Here is a 19,391-nt window from a genome sequence, read left to right as displayed (position 1 = left end):
ATCGTTTGGCTTTTTAGGTCGCTTTTATTCCATAAGGATATCTCATGGTTTCAATTAGCAGCAATAATAGCGATGTTCGAAGTAAAGCTAGCACCTCTTATCCTAAAAATAGCATTGATTGGCTCATGCGGCTCATTGCCTTTGATACCGTTAGTCGCCATTCGAATTTAGCGTTAATCAAAGATGTGCAGGCTTACTGTGAACATTTAGGCCTGACGGTAGATTTGACCTTTAATGAAGCCAAAAACAAAGCCAATCTATTCGTTACTGTACCAGCGGGTAAAAACGCTGACATCGTCAATGGTGGCTTAGTTCTTTCTGGGCATACTGATGTTGTGCCTGTCGATGGTCAAGCGTGGACATCTGAGCCATTTACCGCCACTATCCGAGGCTCACGCCTTTATGGACGTGGATCATGTGATATGAAGGGCTTTATTGCCTGTGCATTAACGCTATTGCCAGAGGCTGCACAGCTCTCTAAAAGTGGTCAGCTGCGTCGACCGTTGCATTTGGCATTATCCTTTGATGAAGAGGTGGGTTGCCTCGGTGCACCATTGATATTAGCAGACCTAAAAGCACGCAATATCACGCCTGACTATTGTATCGTTGGTGAGCCGACCAATATGACTATGGTAGTCGCGCATAAGGGCATTGCGGTTTATCGCTGCCGTGTCCATGGCAAGTCTGCGCATTCCTCCTTAACACCGCAAGGGGTCAATGCGATTAGTTATGCCAGTCGTTTGGTGGGATTTGTTGATGATTTAGCGGAACAATTAAGTCAGCGTGACGATAATGATGGCTTGTTTGATGTGCCGTATTCGACGTTATCGGTAGGGACGATTCAAGGCGGCACAGCGACGAATATTGTGCCGAATTTATGCGAATTCACTTTTGATTATCGTAACTTACCACATATGACGCAAGACGATATTTTGCTGCCGATTCAAGCCAAAGTTGCTGAGCTAAGTGCGCAAATGCAAACCCGTGCGCCGGAGACAGGTATCGAGTTGCAGCAGCAAGAAAGCGTGCCAGCGATGACCGATGATGACAATGCTGAACTGCAACATTTAATTGCCGCACTGGTTGAAGATGATAAGCGCCATAAAGTTGCCTATGCCACCGAGGGTGGGCAGTTTACCAATGCCGGTATTCCGACTATCATTTGTGGTCCTGGTAGCATTGAGCAGGCGCATAAGGCGGATGAATATGTTGAACTGAGCGAGATTGAACGTTGTGATGGCTTCTTACAGCGGTTATTACAAAGCTGTCGTTAGTATTTTTATAGTTGCCTTAATAAGAATAAGAGGTTTATTTTATAGCAGGCTATGGTTTAAAATAGTTAAAAAACACCGTCCTTATGGCGGTGTTTACTTTTTATAGTCATTAATTTTTTAATGTAAATAGCAGTCACATAAAACAGTAGGGATTGGTTGATGTCTTTGCATCTGTTTACAATATTTTTTGTCAGTACGTTTTTTATCTCAGCGACACCGGGTCCGAATATGCTATTAGCATTTCAGTATGGGCTGAATTATGGCGTGAAACGTACACTATGGACACTGGCAGGGCTAAGTCTTGGGCTATTTATTTTATTGCTATCGACGCTGCTTGGACTTGATGTCATTAGTCGTCAGTCACCTTGGTTATTAACCTTGATTAAGGTAGTTGGTGGACTTTACTTACTTTATTTAGGTATCAGCGCATGGCGTGACGCGGCAAATAATAGCAGCCTAATGAATGATGCCAATGCGATGGGTGAGGAAGTTGCTGCTAGTTATGCTGATGGGCATCATATTAGCCCGGCACCGCGCTCGCTATCGAGTGCCGCGGTCAAAAGTTTTCCTAGTAATGTAACGTTATTTCGAACAGGCGTTTGGGTATCGTTATCGAATCCAAAAGCGATTTTGTTTTTTGCCGCTTTTTTCCCTAAATTCATCAATTTTAGTGCGCCACTATGGCCACAATACATTCTATTGACGATAGGGTTATTTTTGAGTGAGACCATTTGGCAAATTATTTATACCATCGGTGGCAAAAAACTATCAGGTTGGTTGGATGTTGGCGCGCGTTTGGCATGGTTGAATCGCGGTTGTGGCGTAATCTTCGTCATCATTGCACTGGCTTTATTAATTGAAGTGGGAAATCATTTTATTCATTAACTAATAACTATTAATCTTTTAAGGAAATGACTTAAATAAATTATTAATTTCTAATAGATGAAATTTATATTCACTATAAAAAATAATTGACATTTAATTTTAAAGGTTTGCTATAATATTGTATTATTCAATCATACCTAACAATCTTTATTTTTTAGCGTATCCAGTTTTATTTGCTGTTGTCAATCATTGACAATAAGCCACAACCGAGGGAGGAGTCATAATGTCACACCTAAATATCCAAACGTTTTTAAAGATGGAATGTGTTGAGAGAAAATCAGTAATGATAACCTCGCTGTGGTTAGGCTAAGCATCACTCGCTTTACGCTACTGCCTTTGCGTTATCTTAGATATTACTGCTAAAATCATTGTACTTACGAATTTATCAGACAGCATTGTGTTGATAGGGTTTGTATAGCGCATAGCATTTTTCTGCGATATTTGTTACCACTGTATATCACTCCACCTCCAATCTTTTTAAACGATACTTTATAAAATAACTATGTCTTTATAGATTCTGTTTTTTGGAATTAATAAAGATAACGGTATTTTATTGCCTTTTATTTATTAATTGATTTAATTTTTAATCCTATTTAATTAGGATGGATTAGTGCTGCCTAAATTTAAATAATTAAGACTATGAATTAATAAATAAGCTAATTAATAAAATACCAAAATAACTAAAAAAATTGTAAATAGAAAAAATGGAAAAATTAATTCATGAGTATTCAACTAATCTTAAATGATAGTGGACACCACGGTGTACCCGTCAAGATTTATACCACGGATGTGGAACAAGGCGCGATGGATCAGCTGCGTAATGTGGCAAAATTAGAATTTATCCACTCACATATCGCGGTCATGCCGGATGTGCATGTGGGTATCGGTGCGACAGTAGGCAGCGTGATTCCGACCAAATCGGCGATTATTCCGGTGGCGGTGGGGGTGGATATCGGTTGCGGGATGAATGCGGTGCGCTTATCGCTAACGGCAAGTGACTTACCCGATAATCTAAGGTCATTGCGCCTTGCGATTGAGCAGCAAGTGCCAGTTGGTTTCAATATGCATCAGCAAATCAGCGCTAAGATGTCGACCTTAGATCCGCTTAATAAACGCTTGCAACCGATTACGGATAAACATCCGGGTTTGCTAAAAATGCTCAGAGGTTTTGAGCGGACGTGGGCAAAACAGCTGGGTACCTTGGGCGGTGGCAATCATTTTATCGAGCTATGTTTGGATGAAAATCAGGATGTCTGGGTGATGCTACATTCGGGCAGTCGCGGTATTGGCAATTGTATCGGTCGCTACTTTATCAGTCTCGCCAAAAAGGAGCGCCAATCACGCTTTGGGCATGTGCCGGATCAAGACTTGTCTTATTTTGCTGAAGGCTCGGACAGTTTTGCCGATTACATCGAGGCAGTCGAATGGGCGCAAGACTATGCTTTGGAAAACCGACGCGAGATGATGCGTTTGGTCATCAATGCGTTGCAATCGACGCAATCAGGATTACCACGGTTTCAGCTGACCAAAGAGGCGATTAACTGCCATCATAATTACGTCAATGAAGAAGTGCATTTTGGCGAGCAGGTTTATGTCACCCGTAAAGGCGCAATTAGTGCTTATGAAGGCGAGCTAGGGATTATCCCCGGTTCAATGGGCGCGAAGTCTTTTATCGTACGCGGTTTAGGTAATCATGAGTCATTCTGCTCGTGCTCGCATGGCGCTGGTCGACGCATGAGCCGCAGTAAAGCGGTGCGCTCATTCACTATCGATGAGCTAAAAGCACAAACGGAAGGCGTTGAGTGCCGCAAAGATAAAAGCGTACTTGACGAGATTCCTAGCGCCTATAAAGACATTGATGAGGTGATGGCAAATCAGTCGGACTTAGTAGAAGTAGTACATACGCTCAAGCAAGTAATGTGCATTAAAGGCTAAGTTTTCAGATTAAATAAAAAATTAAGATAGGTAAAATAATGAGTTTAAAAGACACCTTAAAACAAGCCAAACAGATTGAACGGCACCTAGAGCAGCAAGAAAAGCAGTCATTTTCACTGGGCGCTGTTAAACCGCGCAATTATTTGGCATTAAATCCGCTATTAAAAAAAGGCGGTATTCACGACAAAGAGGATATTGATAGCGTACGTAAAAAAAACCGCCGTGAAAATAAGCAACAGTTGCGGAAAACGGATTGGTTAGCAGAGTAGGTATTAAGTAAACGTAGGAAACTTCGTCCACAAAAAAGCCGTTTACTATCTCAAATAGTAAACGGCTTTTTTATTACAAGATGGCTGAGTTTAATATTAAGCCAACACGTCTACCAGTTCACCTTTGACCATGTGTGGACTGACAAAATCGGTGATACGGACGGTCACAATTTTACCCAATAACTCATCCATTTTGTCTTCATCATAAGGGAACATCACGGTGCGCGTATTGTCCGCCGTACCAATCAAGCAATCGGGATGGCGATTGGCAACTTGCTCAACCAAGACGCGAGCGGTAGTGCCGACCATATTATGCGACTTTTGTAGTGTTGAGTCGATAATTACTTTTTGGAATTCTGCCAAGCGTGCTTTTTTAGTCGCAAAGCTCACATCGTCAGGCAACTCTGATGCCGGTGTCCCCGGACGTTTAGAATAGATAAAGCTATAAGAGTGATCGAAGTTTAAGTCTTTTGCCAAGTTTAACGTGTCTTGAAAATCAGCATCGGTCTCACCAGGGAAGCCAATGATAAAATCGCTCGATAAATGAATATCGGGTCGCACCGCTTTTAGCTTATCAATTTGAGTGGTATATACATCAATGGTATGGTTACGTTTCATCGCGGCAAGTATGGCATTTGAGCCACTTTGTACGGGTAGATGTAGATGCGATACTAACTGTGGTAATTGCGCATAGGCATCGATAATATCATCAGTAAATTCTAGCGGATGGCTAGTAGTATAGCGAATGCGCTCCACGCCATCGACGTGCGAGACATAATGCAATAGCTCAGCAAAACGGCAAATACTGCCATCATCTTTTTCGCCGCGATAGCCATTAACGTTTTGACCGAGTAAGTTAATTTCACGCACACCTTGTGCCGCTAAGCTGTCAATTTCAGCCAACACATCATCAAGCGGACGAGACAGTTCTTCACCACGAGTATAAGGGACGACGCAGAATGAGCAATATTTTGAGCAGCCTTCCATAATAGAAACAAAGGCTTTATAACCTTCAACGCGCGGCTCTGGTAAGAAATCAAACTTTTCAATACTTGGGAAGGATACGTCAATGGTACCAATCCGATTTTTGGGTGCGATGTCTTTTTGTTCGTTAGATTGGTCGTACAACTCAGGCAAACGGTGCAAGGTTTGTGGACCAAACACCATATCAACATAAGGCGCACGTTTTTGGATATTATCGCCTTCTTGCGATGCCACACAACCGCCAACGCCAATGACCAAATCAGGACGTTTTTCTTTCAATTTGCGCCAGCGACCCAGTTCTGAAAATACTTTCTCTTGAGCTTTTTCGCGGATAGAGCAGGTGTTCATTAACAGCACATCGGCTTCATCAATATTATGCGTCACCTCCATGCCGTGCGAGTCGCCCAGCACGTCCAGCATTTTGTCAGAATCATAGACATTCATCTGACAGCCTTGGGTGGTGATAAAGACTTTTTTTGTCGCTATATTATTTGCAGGCGCTGTCACTGAGGCTTGTGCTTCAATTGCATTGACAGTAGACTCAGCGTCCACAGCGTCATTGATGCGTGGGTTAAATACAGAAACACTCATAAGCACAATCCATGATTAACAAACAAAATATAGCGGCAATAGGCCATTAATGGTGGCGTATTTTATCATAATCATTGGCTAATGTGAAAAGGAACCGTATATGATTGGGTATAATTATAAAAAATTATTTATAATAGTATCAAATGCTTATCGACAACTCATCTATACTGCTCTATAAAATATTGACTATTTAGACTGAATCTATGGCGTTGATATGGTTAATTTTTAACCAAATAGTCGGTTATATCCGTTTTGTGTTACGCCGCGCTCTCCTATTTATTGATAAATGGTAAGGATAGTGATTGCAAGTTAAAGGAATATAGTAGAATGAGGGCGGCATAGTACGTCCATGGCATCAAACGTTAAAACGCCCGCTATTCAAAAGTATATAAAAAAACAGACATTTAAAAATAATAGCTATCTAAAATAACAGATATTAAATAAATCCTCAGATAATAAAGAGAGTAAGTATGACAAAGCAGCCTGCTGCCAATCGCAATCCTCATTCTGATTCTAGTCGTGACCGCTTTAATAGCACGCCTAAAAGTATAAGCCAACATCAAAAATGGTTTGAGCGTACGGGTCTTGTACGTGTGCAAAGCCGCTCGCTACGTTTGAGCGCCTTTAGTGTGGCAGCCGCAATGAGTGCGCTTGGCTTATCGCAGGTGGCGTGTGCTGAACTTTATGGCGACTACTCTCAAGGTAGTTATTCCCAAGACACGAGCGTTAACTCCTTTAATGCTGCCGCGCAAGCCGCCAGTCGCGGTGATGTGAATGCGCTATATAATTATGAGCAGCAGATGAGTGGCGGCTTATTTGCCATGTATCCGACTTATTGGCGCATGAATTTAAACTTAAATGCGCAAAGCTCAGCAGCAGTAGCGCAGTTCGTCCGTCAATATCCTAAGACAGCGATGGCAGAGAAACTGGTGGCAGATTTTGCCGAAACCAAAGCCGCGTCAGGGGACTATGCCTCGGTGCGCCAAGTGGCAAACTTAGTCACTAATCCTGATCGTAGTGAAAGCTGTGCCATTGCGCTTGGGTTTAATCATGGCGGCGATACCATGCGCGCGCTGGCAGAAAAGCCACTGGTTTGGCTGAATACTGCAAAACAGCCCGCGCTGTGCGACCAGCTCGCTACCGAAATGAATAATAATCCACTGATTAGCAATAAGGATCGGACAGCCCGCCTAAAACGTATGCTGCGAAAGGGTAATACGGGTGACATTATGGCGTTATCGACACGCCTTGGCACGCCCATTGCGTATGCGTCATTAAGTGAGATTCAGCTCAATCCCAATGCTTTTATCAGTCGTTTTGGTGCTCAACCAGCCAGCCAAATCAATCAGTACCTTTATCTTTACGCCATCGGACGCATAGCTGATAAGTCCTATCGCGAAGCCGCGCAGCAAGTAGAATATGATATCAAGCAAGACAATCAGCGTGCTCAAAAGTTATTAACTGATGACACACGCCGTTATGCCTATCGAATTCTTGCGGTAAAACGTATGGGCTTTAATACTGACGATGGTTTTCATGTTGAAGCGGTTGACTGGTTTCGTAACAGCTTAGATGATGATTTTAATGCCGAAGAAGCCGAAGAATACGCCAAAGCAGCGATTCGATTTAGTCGTTGGGATGATGTCGTTGAAGCCATCTCGCGCATGGATGTAGACACTCAGAAAACCAAACAATGGCAGTATTGGCTTGCGCGTGCTTATGAGCAATCGAATGATGGCAACAAGCGTAATACCGCTAAAAAAATGTATCAGCATTTGGCGAAGAGTAACGAGTATTATGGCTTAATGGCGCAAGATAAAGTTGGTCAGCGCCTTGATATCAATCGTTTAGGTGGTAGCAACTTACCAAATCTAAGTAGCTCAGATCGCGTTCGCGTCATGCAAAATCCACATTTTGCGCGTGCTTTTGCGCTCTATAACGCTGATGCCAACCGTGCCGATGCCAACCGCGAATGGAATTGGGCGGTGAAGCAGGCGCGTGATAATCGTGATGATAGTCTAATCATCGCCGCCGCCCGTCTAGCACATGATATGGGCTGGCTCGATCGCGCTGTATATGCGGCTGACAATACTGATATGGCGACTAGCCTCGCATTGTCGCATCCGATGCCGCATCAAAGCTCTGTCGTCCGTTATAGCCAATCGGCAGGGATTGATCCCGCGTGGGCGTATGGCATCATGCGTCAAGAAAGCCGCTTTGTCACCTCAGCGCGCTCTAATGTTGGCGCCAGTGGACTCATGCAAATCATGCCTGACACCGCAAAATATATCGCCCGCAATTTAGGCGAAACTTATAGTGCGAGCCGCGCCAATAGTGGCGATACCAATATTCGTTATGGCACGTGGTACATGAGTGACATCTTAGGGAAACTGAATGGTCAACCCGTATTAGCAACCGCTGGTTATAACGCTGGTCCTAATAAAGCCAAGCGTTGGCAGCCGACCTATGGCTCACTGAGCGCTGATCAGTATGTTGAATCGATTGCTTATCCTGAAACTCGCAATTACGTCAAGCATGTGATGGAAAATGCCACAATTTACAGTAGCTTACTGGGTCGCCCGCAACCTATCAGCCAACGGATGGGCACAATTCCAGCAGCATATTAAAGATGGTTATGAATAGATGCTATAAGTAGTAAAATCTATTATAAGGCGGTATCTATTAAATCATCGTCGTTAGCGATTATAGGTTCAAGCTAGAATAATAAAAAATGAGCCCTTAGTGATTGATGACTGAGGGCTTATTTTTTTATCTTATTTAAAGCGCTTTGTAAATGAGCTAAGACTCAGGAAAAGCCAAACATAAGAGCACTTAAATCGTTTTAATATGATTATTGCTTTAATCAACGTACAGTATTATTTACGCTCAGCTTACGATTTTGCTATAGATTAAAAAAACAGACTTGCTACCATGATCTATGTGAGCATTAATAACTTTTCTCAAGTTATATTTCACCTCAGCTAATAGTTAAATTACTACTCTGTTTTAAATCATTACCTTGTTTTATAAGTAACCTACTCAGGTTACGCGTTTTTATTACTACACTCTTAGTCCGTCGTCCTTGTTATAAAACTGCAAAATGTCCTGTTACTTATGATAAAAAAATATTTTAAGCCATTATTATGTGCGCAACTCAGACATCGGTTATCGGTTCAGATATCCCATGTGTCAGCATTAACACTGTCAAAAAAACCAAGTGGTCAGTTAATCAATCATAAATATATTGATAGCCCTAATCATAACCGTCGCTTGGCGTTTAATACTGTTGTTTTACTAGTGTTGCAAGGATTTTTATGGCTACCTGCTCAGGCTGCAAGTCCTGCAAAATTGGGTCAGCAGGTACTCATGATTGAGATGACGCCAGCATTATGTAACTTGCAGCCCTCGCGCGCGCGCATGCGTCAATGCCTTGAAGGCTATTCTTTAACCGTATCAGGCTTAGAGCTGGGTTATGGTGAGCGCTGCGGGCGGGGTAGTGATCCCCGCCTGACGCCGCTGCAGCTCAAAGTCGTTAACCGTATCATGCCAGATACGGCTGTCCGAACCCAAGCGTGGCAACGTTATGGCGCGTGTAGCCCGCTAACGCCGAGTAGCTATTTCCGTCAAATTATCAACTATGCCGGTCAACTGAAACTACCAAATGAGCTCAATACTGGTAATAGCTATACCGTCTCTAAGTCGCGTTTTGTTGGACAAATGGCGCGACTGAATAATGGCATGAGCCCTTCTAGTATTGATTTAATCTGCCAAAAAGACAGCAAGCGCCGCCAATCTATTTTGACTGATGTCCATGTTTGTTATGAAGGTGGGCAGTTTGCTAGCTGTAATAATATTGTAGATAACTGTGGCAAAAATTTTATCATCTTAGGCGGTAAATAGTTTAACTGATACGGATTGTATCGGTATAAAATGTAACAATATAGACTAAAGCCTAGCCTTTATTCACGGTATTGTGTCTAGACGGTTTAGCAAACGAAGTGCTACACTAACCCTCGGTTTATGACTGTGCTTATTCTGCAAGCACGTCGATATCTACAATGATACCCATGAATCATCCAATAACCAATTAGGGAATATTCTATGAAACAGCCTGTTCGTGTTGCCGTAACTGGTGCTGCTGGTAATATCAGCTATGCCATGCTTTTCCGTATCGCCTCTGGTGAGATGCTGGGTAAAGACCAACCGGTTATTTTGCAATTACTTGAAATCGCTCCTGCCCTTGACGCGCTAAAGGGTGTGGTCATGGAATTAGAAGACTGTGCATTTCCTTTATTAGCAGGTATTGTACAAACTGATGATGCAACGGTAGCATTCAAAGATATCGACTATGCCTTATTAGTGGGTTCACGTCCTCGTGGTCCAGGTATGGAACGTAAAGATTTGCTAGAAGCCAACGCGGCGATTTTCTCAGCGCAAGGTAAAGCCTTGAATGACGTCGCTAGCCGTGATGTTAAAGTATTGGTAGTCGGTAACCCTGCCAACACCAACGCGGTTATTGCTCAACGTAATGCACCAGATTTAGACCCACGTAACTTTACGGCGATGACTCGTTTAGACCACAACCGTGCTATGGCGCAGTTGGCTGGTAAAACAGACAGCACTGTGAATGACGTGAAAAAAATGACCATCTGGGGCAACCATTCATCCACTCAGTATCCTGATCTGACTGCTTGTACCGTTAAGGGTAAGCCAGCTTTGGATTTAGTTGATCGTGAATGGTACGAAGCCACTTATATCCCAGAAGTACAACAACGCGGTGCAGCAATCATTAAAGCTCGTGGTGCATCATCTGCCGCTTCAGCTGCTAATGCGGCTATTGCACACGTACGCACGTGGGTAATGGGTACTGATGAGAATGATTGGGTATCAATGGGCGTTTATTCAAACGGCGAATATGGTATCTCTAAAGGCTTAATTTACTCATTCCCATGTACCTGTAAAGATGGCGATTGGGCTATCGTTGAAGGTGTTGATGTATCATCAGCTTTCTCAAAAGAGAAAATGGCAGCTACTGAGCAAGAGCTTAACGAAGAGCGTGATGCGGTTTCACATCTTCTACCATAAGCTAAACGCTTAAACGCTTAAGTGATAAGTATAAATAATAAAAAAGCCCTTCTGTGTTAGAAGGGCTTTTTTGTGGTTTTAATTTACTGTTTTATCTTCTCGTTGTTAACATAATTGGTAACGTTGAATAACAGCTTTTAAAAACTACCTTGCTACAATAAATGAGTACTTAAAACTTTCAGTATAGAAAATTAAATAAATAGCCATTATGATAACGGTAAATACTCAAGGAGAATAATAATGTTAGGTGAACCTGAATATACCATGCACCAGTTATTTGCCCAGTTAGGACTTGATAACTCAGATGAAGCTATTGACGAATTTATTGAAAAACATCAGCTGGCAAAAGGTGAAGAACTCACAGAAGCCAGTATCTGGAGCAAGCAGCAATGTATGTTTTTACAAGAAGAGTGGAAACAAGATGCGGCTTGGGTTGAGGTTATCGACGAGTTAAATGTGCGTATGCATCCACAGGCTTAATAATTGATGCTTTAGTTGCTTAGTTAATATTCTGAATGAATAGAAGCGACGCAATAAAAAACCCACGGCTATCAGGCTCGTGGGTTTTTTTATCGATTACCAACAATCGTCTTAATACTTTTCAGCTTAATTGCTGCATGCGCCATTCTAGAGAATCTACAACATCTTGATGAATACCTATTTTTAAAGCATCTAAGCTGTCGTAACGTCGTTCACCATGCAGAAAATGCAAAAAGCGTACGTGCAAGGTTTGGTCATATAAGTCAGCCTGAAAATGCGGGAAGTGTACTTCCAAGCGCCAATCATGACCTTTATCTAAAGAAGGTCTAGTGCCAATATTAGCCGTACCAAATAAACTATCTGAACGTAAACCGGCTAATCCAGTTGCACCCTTAACCGCAAGTGCCGTTAAGCCGTTAGGAATTATGTGTCCTTGCTCATCAAGACGCACCACATCGACCGCAAAAATCCCATGTAAGGCGGGTTTGATACGTGCTAAGTCGATATTAGCCGTTGGAAAGTCCATGGTACGACCGATTTTATCACCACTAACTACCAACCCTGTATTGGCATAATCGCGCCCAAGCAATTGATTTGCCGTGCTAATATCCCCTGCTAATAACAAATTGCGAATACGCGTTGAGCTGATGCGTTCATTGGCAGTGGTATGGTCAGTAATCGTATGTAGGTTCGTCACGTGCAGACCATAATCCCGTAAAAACTGGCTGTCACCGCTGCGGTCATGCCCAAAGCGAAAGTCATCGCCGAGCACCAAAGCTTTCACGTTCAAACGCTGAACCAAGATATCTGCAAAAGCGTGAGCCGATAGCGCCCGAAATTCAGCATCAAAGCTGGCAACGATTAAGGTTTCAACACCGTATTCGGCGAGTAACGCTTGTTTTTCTGCCAAATTAGTGAGGCGCGCAGGGGCTGTCTCGGGCGTAAAAAATTCACGCGGTTGCGGCTCAAATATCATGACCGCCGCGCTTAAATTTTGCTCAACCGCTAAGGTGCGTACTTGGGCAAGCATCGCTTGATGACCTAAATGTACGCCATCAAAGTTGCCAATAGTAAGCACGCATGGCGCTAAATCTATGGGTTTGGTATGAAGACCGTTTGGCGGTGCAATCAGTTGCTCAAGAAAGTAGGTTTTCATAAGTTTATATACGACACGACCAAATAAGAAACGAAAAAACACGTCAATAGAAAAGGTTGAAGTGTCTAAAACCAGCCATTATAAAGTAAAATAGCGCTACTAACATCATTAACAATGCACCATCAAATGGTACTGATTATGAGAAGCGCTATGTCCAATCACAATGCTACATCTATAATGCTTAACGACCAGTTTATGGTTCAAAAAGCAGATATCGACGACTTACCGAAAATTTTAGCTATTTATAATCAAAGCATCGCCGGTAAACAAGCTACAGCCAATTGGGAGCTCGTTACGGTGACTGAACGCACGGCATGGTTTAATGAGCATTTAAACAATCCAATGCGTCCGATTTATGTGGTCAAAGCCATTAATAAAGAGTGCCAAACTACGGACCAAGTTTTTGTGCAGAATCAGGCAACAGCAGAAATAGTAGCATGGGGCAGTTTTAGTGATTTATATGCGCGTCCGGCATACCATATCAGCAGTGAAATCAGCATTTATCTGCATCAAGATTATCATGGTAAAGGGCTTGGCAACTTATTAACCCGATGGATGTTGACGCAAGCAGCAAATCTTGATATTCACAATGTGGTGGCGCTGATTTTTGCCCATAATCAACCAAGTTTAGGATTGTTTACTAAACTTGGTTTTGAGCAGTGGGGTTATATGCCGCAAGTCTGTGATATGCAAGGGTTTACCGCTGATGTGGTTATGCTGGGTAAAACAGTAGCCATTGATAATCAAAACGCGCTCTAGCTGCTTTATATGTGCTTAGTGTTCTAGCCCAAGATTTTCCATTGACCGTCTATTTTTTGGAGGATATAACTCAATGGCGCAGGTTCACTTTGATTTTTCAGTTTTAACTCACCGATAACAGTGGCGCGGGTTTTTTCTTTATTATATTTAGTCTCAATGATGGTAACGGAGTCAACAGTTTGCTGAAAGGTGAACTGAGTATTTTTCAGCTCTTCTTCAAAATTTGCCATATCCACTTGGTAATAAGCGGCAGCCTTTTTGGCATCACCATAATATAAAGTGTCTAATGCCAATTTTACGGTATCTTCTGCGCTGCCTGCCTCGGTAGAATTGGTCAATAAACTTGGCTGTTTTGCGGCGGCGGCTGTCGGATTAATTGTCTTGCTGACCGTTTCAGTTGCGCTTGCTGGGCTGTCAGTAGTGACTTTTTCTGTCTTTACGCTGTCAGTCTTGCTGTCATTGCTACTATCAGTGCTATTACTACAACCACTTAATAGCAACCCTGTACCCAATACACTGGTCGCAAGCAATATCGGTAATCGTTGGAACATTAACTGTTTAGCCTTCATATTGAACCTCAAAGTTTAGTTATACGGTGATAGCTCATTATGGCTATTATTAGCGCCATTAACAGTCGGTAATTAATGTAGGCGTGTGCAGGTTTAGTAAAGTCCCTTTCAACTGCCATAATTTAATTGTGAGTAGCCGTGCTTAACCGTGCTTAGCCATGCTTAAGTTGACGCGGACGAAATCCAGTTGCCAATAATACGCCGCCATACATCACTGCGCCCACAACACACATGATTATTAATGCCACAACACGCTTCCACTGTGCTGAATCGGTAGGGAAGTAAGGCAACATGGCGTATAAGACTGCAACCATCGCGGCTGTCGATAAGAAAAACTGAATAAACAGCTTTTTCCAGTGGCTGTCAAAACGAAAAATTTCGCGTTGATGTAAATAATAATAGAGCAGTCCAGCGTTCACAAAAGAGGCGGCAGTAGTCGCCAGTGCCAATCCACCATGCAGCGCAATATCAAAGAAGTAAAAAATACCAATAAATATGACACTGAAAATCATATTGGCAAAAACAGAAATAATGCCGATGCGTACTGGAGTACGAATATCTTGCCGCGCAAAGAAAGCAGGTGCAAATATTTTGATCAGCATAAAGCCTAAAATACCGCCCGCCATACTGCGTAGCGCCAGTGAACTCATTTGCGCATCACGTAGACTAAATTCTCCGCGCATAAATAACGCTTGCATCAGCACATCAGAGAGTATAAATAACGCTGCGGCAGCAGGCAATCCAACCAAAATAATCAACCGAGCTGCCCAATCAATGGTCTTTTTAAAGCTGACATCATCTTTTTGCGCTTCACTTTTTGATAAGCTCGGTAGAATAACCGTACCAATAGCGACCCCAATTAAGCCAAGCGGTAATTCACTCATGCGCTCCGCTGCATACAGCCATGAGACTGAACCGCTAATCATCAGCGAGGCAAACACGGTATTTAATAGTAAATTAATCTGAGTAACCGACACCCCGAAAATGGCAGGTAGCATCAGTTTTAAAATGCGTCTGACACCTTCATGCTGAAAGTCGATTTTAGGTAGTACCAATAGTTTTTGTTGCGATAACTGCGGTAATTGAATCAATAATTGCAATACGCCCGCAATCGCTACTGAATAACCAAGTGCCATAATGGGCGTATCAAACATCGGTGCAAAAACAAGCGCACCGCCAATCATACTTAAATTAAGCAAGACCGGCGCAAAGGCTGGCGCAGCAAAGCGTCCGTAGCTTTGTAAGATACCACTGGCAAAAGCGGTCATGGATATAAATAATAAATAAGGGAATGTTAGGCGTAGCAACTCAGTCGCTATATTAAATTTGTCCGGTTGGTCAGCGAAACCCGGTGCAAATAAGGTAATGACCCATGGTGCCATCAAGATGACCACCACCGTGAGCATGGACAAAATGAGCATCAATGCGCCTGAAGTGCGACTGACTAAAATCTGTACCTCTTGCAGGCTGTATTTTTCTTTATATTCTGATAACACGGGTACAAAGGCTTGGCTAAACGCCCCTTCGGCAAATAATCTGCGCAAAAAGTTGGGTATCTTAAAGGCGACCAAAAAGGCATCCATTAATCCGCCTGCGCCAAACACCCCTAATAAGACGATGTCACGTACCAAACCTAAAATACGCGACAGCATGGTCATGCTACTGACCACCATCGTTGAACGAAATAACCGACTTTTTGCCATGAGAACCTATTATGCGAATTTGTCTATTAATCTATTAATGTGGTTAATTAATATATTGAGGTCAAAAAAACTGTCGGATTATAGCATTTTCATCACATAGATAAATGCATTGGTTGTAGGAATGATGAGAATGATGAGAGCACTGATTTTAAATCGTCTTATAAATCTCATTTAATAAAATAAATAGTTCGGAGCGTTTATCAATCATAGATTTTCTATAGTTAGCTGTATCATTATTATCGAAAGGAACATCCAAAGATTCCACTCTTTTTTTAAATGCTATGACTGTTTCCCCATATTTTCTTAGTTTGACTGAAGTATTATTGTATCTAAATAAGAGTAATAAAGACTCTGCTTTCGTTAACTCACTAAAGCTATCAAATAATTTTTGCTGAATGTCTATCAAACTGATAGGTTTAGGAATAGAAGCGTCCAAAATTAATCGCCGCCGCCAGTCAGTAATAAATGCCCAGTAGTTTAAGGTAATATTATTAAAAACCTCCACTTTCTCTGCAACTTCTTTTAGCATCTCAAATTCACGTTCTATTTTAGCTTTTTTAAGATCATTACGATATTGTGTTGAAGATAATAAAAAGGCAATAACACCGGCTATCAATGCCCCTAGTCCTATTTTTACTGCAGAATCGACTACTTCAATCCAAGTAATGGCTTTCCTAATTTATAAAAATTGAGTAATTATTCTTGTTTTAATATTTCGGCAATACTCTCACGCAATTTCTGCCACTCAAAATAATCACCCGGATCGGTCTTACGATTGGGTGCAATATCACTATGACCCGTTAAATGCCGCCGTGTTTTTGGGTAAGCGTGATAGATTGCAGTCACCACTTGAGCGAGTATTTCATATTGAACCTCAGTAAACGGCACAAAGTCTGAGCCTTCAAGCTCAATACCAATGCTATAATTGTTACATTCTGCTCGACCCAGATAACTGGATTTTCCCGCATGCCATGCGCGCGCATTAAAGTTCACAAACTGCGTCATCGTGCCATCACGTTCAATAAATAAATGGGCGGATACTTCAGCACCCTCAATCGTTTGAAAATAAGGATGCGTTTGCCAATCCAACTGGTTGGTAAACAACGCTTTGACATAATGCATACCATTTGCGTCACATGCGCCGAACTCATTCGGTGGTAAGCTGATATTATGAATGACGATGGTATCAATACTCATACCAGCAGCGCGTTCATTATGATTCGGTGAACACAACCATGTGGCTGCGGATAAGCGACCATCATTAATAGTCAGTGAAGCGGCTGAATTTGGCATAATATTCTCTATATATTCTCTATTATAGTAGGGTGTATAAGTTAGTATAGAAGGCTTACGGTAATTAAGGGTTGTAGCAAGCTATCGCCGTAAATACAAGTTATTAACGATAATATACCAACGACAATATACCAATAATAATCTCTAAAACTAATGATAAATAGAACTGCGATAAACGGTATCAAATGACCCGGTAAAAATTAACCACGCTGATAGCGTATGAATTGAAAATAAGAGGCGCTACCTCATGTCTAAACACTCAAAGCCCATGTCAATCGCTAGTACACTATCTGCAATACGTCCGCGTGCTCGTTTGCCACTTGCCATTACTGGACTGCTATTAAGCGCCCAAGCCCAAGCCATGTTACCAACCCCTTTAACATTGGTAACCACTGGCGGATTGGGTGATACGACCGATACAGCGGTCATTCATGACAAGATAATAAATGTTGCAATAACTAATCCTAATAATACGAGCGTTAATAGCAGTAGCAGCCAAAGTACTAAAAAAAGTACTAAAAATAGCCAAAATACAAATGCTGACCAATTATTAACTACGTGGCGTGCACAAGTACAAGCGGATAATCTAGCGCAGCATATAACGTGGCGACGATTGCTGTATGTCGTTGATGATAAAAAAGGTGTGTTCGCTAAAAAAAATACGAAAAGTGAAGTTGATGATGCCGAGTTTTTTTTAACGCCTAATGGACAACAAGATGCCGCCGCTGAATTGGATGCCTTGTTGGTAGCCATGGCGGAACAAATGTCATTACCTGCTAACACTGCACGCACGGTTGCAAATGATTCTGCCCTTTGCCGGTTTCCTGCGCGTGTGCACTGGCTAGCAGAAACCTTGAATATTGATAAAGCTACGCTGCAAGTCGATTGCCCAAAGCTTGATGACTGGATGGCAACGATAGCGCCAAAGCAGCTGTCGGTTATGTTTGCGCAAGAATATTTGGACAATCCGATATCTGCTTTTGGTCATACTTTATTACGCATTGACTCAGCAGCCAGTGCCAAAGACTTTACCCAAATTCATCATGCTTATGCCCTAAATGATACGGTTGATGGCGATAATAAGGATAATTTTGCGCTGTTTACCATCAAAGCCATGAGCGGACGTTATGATAATTTAATTGAAATTGACCCGTATCCAGCAAAGCTAGCCGATTATCTCAAAGATGATGAGCGTGATACATGGACGTATCAGCTCGATTTAACCCCTGCAGAAGTTCAGCAAATCATGCGTCATGTCTGGGAAACTAAGGATTTGTCGATACCGTATTATTTTGCAACCGATAACTGTGCGTCTGAGATTTTGCGTCTGATTGATGTGGTACGTCCTAATCAGCAGTTATTAAGTCAGCTGCCTTATGTGGTGATTCCCTCTGACGTGGTCAATTTGTTAAGTCGGAAAAGCCTATTAACCAATACCCGTTATACGCCTGCAGATGGTACGTTAAGGCAAGCGCAACTTAATACCGCGAAGCAAAAAGCGCATCTGAGCAATCAGCCTTTAACTAAAAATGAGGTAAATAACATCACCTCTGAAGAGAGTAATCTGCTGTCAAGTATGTCAAAAGATGGTCAGACTTTGTTGCCATTCACTGTATCTGCTCCTGATAACAATCCGCTAGATCGTCATCCCATGCAGCGCGCCCATGTTGGCATTGGGCAGCGCGGTGATAATAGTTATATAGACATTGGTCTGCGCGCAGGCTTTCACGATACGTTGGATGGCAGCTCAGGATTTGGTCAGTTTTTTAATTTAGAAGGGTTAGCGGCAACCTTACGTTTTTATGATAATGAGGAAGATAGCAACGGCAATGCCCCAAAAAGCGCAGTGTTGCAAAATTTCACCTTAATTCGTGGGCGTTCTTTTAATCCCGTAAATTCGGCTAAAAAAGGCAAAACATGGGGCGCCAGTATTGAAGCCACCCGTGTTAATGATGGCTCGCAACAAGACGGCACCGACCATTTAGTGGGTAGTACTGCCTTTGAATATGGCAAGTCGTGGGCATTTGGTGCGCCGCGTACTGATACGTCAGGTTTGATAAGTGGTGAGATGCCGCCACAGCTCTGCTATGCTTTTGGCACAGGCGCAATACAAGCGGGGCGTGGTATTAACAAAGGCTATCGCGTTGGTGCTGGCGTGAACGCAGGTTGTCTGTATCAGATTAACAATCATTTACGTGCGCAAGCTGAATTGCAACTGCCGTATTGGTATCATGGCAGCAGCGATGATTCGAACGTCCGTGGTCACTATTGGCAGCCGATTACCACCCTTGGGCTGCATTACGATATCGATAAAAAACAAGCATTACGCCTTGATGCCAGTTATGAATGGCAGAATCGCATCGATGCCAATGACGATATTAAACTGGCTTATATGCGCTATTTCTAAT

Annotated in this window: 16 protein-coding genes; 10 read left to right on the top strand and 6 right to left on the bottom strand. The window is 42.5% G+C overall.

Annotation, left to right across the window (positions count from 1 at the left end):
* Positions 1–44: 44 nt before the first annotated feature.
* From argE to AOC03_RS04340, 4 genes are all read left to right on the top strand, one after another.
* The gene (gene argE, locus AOC03_RS04355) at positions 45–1,274 is read left to right on the top strand and encodes an acetylornithine deacetylase (protein ID WP_062533763.1); all 1,230 of its coding nucleotides are present in this window, start codon (positions 45–47) and stop codon (positions 1,272–1,274) included.
* A 159-nt stretch (positions 1,275–1,433) separates the two neighbouring features.
* On the top strand, positions 1,434–2,159 hold the full coding sequence (locus AOC03_RS04350) for a LysE family translocator (protein WP_062533762.1): 726 nt from the start codon (positions 1,434–1,436) through the stop codon (positions 2,157–2,159).
* Between the two features lie 720 nt (positions 2,160–2,879).
* Positions 2,880–4,094, top strand: coding sequence for an RtcB family protein (locus AOC03_RS04345; RefSeq protein WP_062533761.1), 1,215 nt, complete (start codon positions 2,880–2,882; stop codon positions 4,092–4,094).
* A gap of 38 nt (positions 4,095–4,132) precedes the next feature.
* Positions 4,133–4,363, top strand: a complete 231-nt coding sequence (locus tag AOC03_RS04340) for a hypothetical protein (RefSeq protein ID WP_062533760.1) — start codon at positions 4,133–4,135, stop codon at positions 4,361–4,363.
* 96 nt (positions 4,364–4,459) lie between these two features.
* On the opposite strand, the gene miaB is transcribed toward AOC03_RS04340, so the two are convergent.
* On the bottom strand, positions 4,460–5,938 hold the full coding sequence (gene miaB, locus AOC03_RS04335; RefSeq protein WP_062533759.1) for a tRNA (N6-isopentenyl adenosine(37)-C2)-methylthiotransferase MiaB: 1,479 nt from the start codon (positions 5,936–5,938) through the stop codon (positions 4,460–4,462).
* A gap of 641 nt (positions 5,939–6,579) precedes the next feature.
* Here miaB and AOC03_RS04330 point away from each other — a divergent pair.
* The 4 genes from AOC03_RS04330 (at position 6,580) to AOC03_RS04315 (ending at position 11,503) form a co-directional block, all read left to right on the top strand.
* Positions 6,580–8,565, top strand: coding sequence for a lytic transglycosylase domain-containing protein (locus tag AOC03_RS04330; protein ID WP_062536473.1), 1,986 nt, complete (start codon positions 6,580–6,582; stop codon positions 8,563–8,565).
* Positions 8,566–9,124: 559 nt separating this feature from the next.
* Positions 9,125–9,838, top strand: coding sequence for a hypothetical protein (locus tag AOC03_RS04325; protein WP_227514285.1), 714 nt, complete (start codon positions 9,125–9,127; stop codon positions 9,836–9,838).
* Between the two features lie 201 nt (positions 9,839–10,039).
* Positions 10,040–11,023 carry a malate dehydrogenase gene (locus AOC03_RS04320; RefSeq protein WP_062533758.1) on the top strand — a complete coding sequence of 328 codons (984 nt, stop codon included), beginning with the start codon at positions 10,040–10,042 and terminating at the stop codon, positions 11,021–11,023.
* A gap of 240 nt (positions 11,024–11,263) precedes the next feature.
* Positions 11,264–11,503, top strand: a complete 240-nt coding sequence (locus tag AOC03_RS04315) for a DUF2789 family protein (RefSeq protein WP_062533757.1) — start codon at positions 11,264–11,266, stop codon at positions 11,501–11,503.
* A gap of 121 nt (positions 11,504–11,624) precedes the next feature.
* Here the strand turns inward: AOC03_RS04315 and ribF are convergent, their stop codons facing one another.
* A complete protein-coding gene (ribF, locus tag AOC03_RS04310) occupies positions 11,625–12,659 on the bottom strand; it encodes a bifunctional riboflavin kinase/FAD synthetase (protein ID WP_062533756.1) in 1,035 nt (344 codons plus the stop codon).
* A gap of 195 nt (positions 12,660–12,854) precedes the next feature.
* Between ribF and AOC03_RS04305 the strand changes: the two genes are divergently transcribed.
* Entirely contained in the window at positions 12,855–13,418 is a 564-nt protein-coding gene (locus AOC03_RS04305) for a GNAT family N-acetyltransferase (protein WP_237182068.1), read from the top strand.
* A 23-nt stretch (positions 13,419–13,441) separates the two neighbouring features.
* Here the strand turns inward: AOC03_RS04305 and AOC03_RS04300 are convergent, their stop codons facing one another.
* From AOC03_RS04300 to ampD, 4 genes are all read right to left on the bottom strand, one after another.
* Positions 13,442–13,987, bottom strand: coding sequence for a hypothetical protein (locus AOC03_RS04300; RefSeq protein WP_062533754.1), 546 nt, complete (start codon positions 13,985–13,987; stop codon positions 13,442–13,444).
* Between the two features lie 152 nt (positions 13,988–14,139).
* On the bottom strand, positions 14,140–15,690 hold the full coding sequence (murJ, locus tag AOC03_RS04295; protein ID WP_062533753.1) for a murein biosynthesis integral membrane protein MurJ: 1,551 nt from the start codon (positions 15,688–15,690) through the stop codon (positions 14,140–14,142).
* Positions 15,691–15,838: 148 nt separating this feature from the next.
* Positions 15,839–16,306 carry a hypothetical protein gene (locus tag AOC03_RS04290; protein ID WP_062533752.1) on the bottom strand — a complete coding sequence of 156 codons (468 nt, stop codon included), beginning with the start codon at positions 16,304–16,306 and terminating at the stop codon, positions 15,839–15,841.
* Between the two features lie 80 nt (positions 16,307–16,386).
* The gene (ampD, locus tag AOC03_RS04285; protein WP_062533751.1) at positions 16,387–16,983 is read right to left on the bottom strand and encodes a 1,6-anhydro-N-acetylmuramyl-L-alanine amidase AmpD; all 597 of its coding nucleotides are present in this window, start codon (positions 16,981–16,983) and stop codon (positions 16,387–16,389) included.
* 247 nt (positions 16,984–17,230) lie between these two features.
* Between ampD and AOC03_RS04280 the strand changes: the two genes are divergently transcribed.
* Positions 17,231–19,390 carry a DUF4105 domain-containing protein gene (locus AOC03_RS04280; RefSeq protein ID WP_084785767.1) on the top strand — a complete coding sequence of 720 codons (2,160 nt, stop codon included), beginning with the start codon at positions 17,231–17,233 and terminating at the stop codon, positions 19,388–19,390.
* Position 19,391 lies beyond the last annotated feature (1 nt).

It is taken from the genome of Psychrobacter urativorans, from assembly GCF_001298525.1.
GTDB classification, from domain to species: domain Bacteria; phylum Pseudomonadota; class Gammaproteobacteria; order Pseudomonadales; family Moraxellaceae; genus Psychrobacter; species Psychrobacter urativorans_A.
Note: the sequence above shows the minus strand (reverse complement) of the source record. Positions and strands in the feature narration are given on the sequence as shown.

Excerpts from the sequence above, each read along its gene's own strand:
- murJ (WP_062533753.1), bottom strand. The coding sequence starts at position 15,690 with ATGGCAAAAAGTCGGTTATTTCGTTCAACGATGGTGGTCAGTAGCATG.
- AOC03_RS04345 (WP_062533761.1), top strand. The coding sequence starts at position 2,880 with ATGAGTATTCAACTAATCTTAAATGATAGTGGACACCACGGTGTACCC.
- ribF (WP_062533756.1), bottom strand. The coding sequence starts at position 12,659 with ATGAAAACCTACTTTCTTGAGCAACTGATTGCACCGCCAAACGGTCTT.
- AOC03_RS04330 (WP_062536473.1), top strand. The coding sequence starts at position 6,580 with ATGAGTGCGCTTGGCTTATCGCAGGTGGCGTGTGCTGAACTTTATGGC.
- AOC03_RS04305 (WP_237182068.1), top strand. The coding sequence starts at position 12,855 with ATGGTTCAAAAAGCAGATATCGACGACTTACCGAAAATTTTAGCTATT.
- AOC03_RS04340 (WP_062533760.1), top strand. The coding sequence starts at position 4,133 with ATGAGTTTAAAAGACACCTTAAAACAAGCCAAACAGATTGAACGGCAC.
- miaB (WP_062533759.1), bottom strand. The coding sequence starts at position 5,938 with ATGAGTGTTTCTGTATTTAACCCACGCATCAATGACGCTGTGGACGCT.
- AOC03_RS04280 (WP_084785767.1), top strand. The coding sequence starts at position 17,231 with ATGTCTAAACACTCAAAGCCCATGTCAATCGCTAGTACACTATCTGCA.
- ampD (WP_062533751.1), bottom strand. The coding sequence starts at position 16,983 with ATGCCAAATTCAGCCGCTTCACTGACTATTAATGATGGTCGCTTATCC.
- argE (WP_062533763.1), top strand. The coding sequence starts at position 45 with ATGGTTTCAATTAGCAGCAATAATAGCGATGTTCGAAGTAAAGCTAGC.
- AOC03_RS04350 (WP_062533762.1), top strand. The coding sequence starts at position 1,434 with ATGTCTTTGCATCTGTTTACAATATTTTTTGTCAGTACGTTTTTTATC.
- AOC03_RS04315 (WP_062533757.1), top strand. The coding sequence starts at position 11,264 with ATGTTAGGTGAACCTGAATATACCATGCACCAGTTATTTGCCCAGTTA.
- AOC03_RS04300 (WP_062533754.1), bottom strand. The coding sequence starts at position 13,987 with ATGAAGGCTAAACAGTTAATGTTCCAACGATTACCGATATTGCTTGCG.
- AOC03_RS04320 (WP_062533758.1), top strand. The coding sequence starts at position 10,040 with ATGAAACAGCCTGTTCGTGTTGCCGTAACTGGTGCTGCTGGTAATATC.